This window comes from Rickettsiales endosymbiont of Peranema trichophorum (assembly GCF_004210275.1).
Lineage (GTDB): Bacteria > Pseudomonadota > Alphaproteobacteria > Rickettsiales > Midichloriaceae > RICK02.
Map to the genome: position 1 here is coordinate 1 of NZ_SCFA01000031.1, position 1,013 is coordinate 1,013.

A 1,013-nucleotide genomic window follows, 5' to 3' on the forward strand; every position below is an offset into this window, starting at 1 on the left:
GATGGAAGGGATAAGTGAGAGATTTGGTTGAGGCTTGAGACTTCGTATGATACATGTCACCGTCCGCCTCCACCTAATATGTATATTGAGGCATGGCCATGATAAAGTCAACAAAGGCTTTGCCATATCAGACCTCGGAGAGAACTGTGGAAAGCAAACTAGTAGTCTAGATTTTGAGTATCTGTATTGGAGTGCTGGTCTCAATCACAGTGCAATTGATGAACGTCTAAAAAGAGCTCCTACTAAGCGCGGACGGCTTGCAAACTTACTCCACAGAGCGGCAAGGACTTGATTCATTTTACATCAAAATCTGCAATCTTCACTTCTTAACAATATATCCATCAATAAAATTGATTTTACTGGCTAAATGTTAGAGAATGATGAGAGTCATGATTAAATAACATAAATTTGGAGAGAAATATGAAACCAAAGAGATTAAACGTAAAAATGGTATACGTTGAGTTTAAAGAGATATGTCATGCATTGGAGAATGGGAGATTGGAAGAAGCTATAGCAGCTTTTATAAGCAACCACAGTGACCATGACCTGTCACGGGACGATGTGCTAAGCTTAACATTGAATAAAGCTGTGATTTATGACCAACCGGAAATTGTTCAAAAGATTTTGTCTACTCCACATACCGAGAACATATTAACAGCAATAATACTATCGATCATCAACACGTACGATAGTGTTATTCTAGAAGTCTTTGGCTATGAAAAAACTGATGGGATGATCAGAGAGAACGATGGAAGTGTGTTGGGAGCTGTGTTAGAATACCTGAAACATAACGGGGACCTGCCATTGGTAGATTTGGAAGGTAAGGATTTTGTACATATGTACAATATGCTAAAGTTACCAAGATGGGAGGTGACCACAGATGATGGTTGGTGGTATATAAGAAAATATTTTTTGGATTTTTTATATACAAAAGATTCGCTTGATAAACTTGATGAGAGTTTATACAGGAAATTTGATAGGGCACAATATCTAAAGGACTACGAGGAGCAACA

Annotated in this window: 1 protein-coding gene; it reads left to right on the forward strand. The window is 37.9% G+C overall.

The features are described 5' to 3' along the window. Positions 1 to 420 precede the first annotated feature (420 nt). On the forward strand, positions 421 to 1,013 hold a 593-nt coding region (locus EDM53_RS01530; protein ID WP_130121748.1), incomplete at its 3' end, for a hypothetical protein.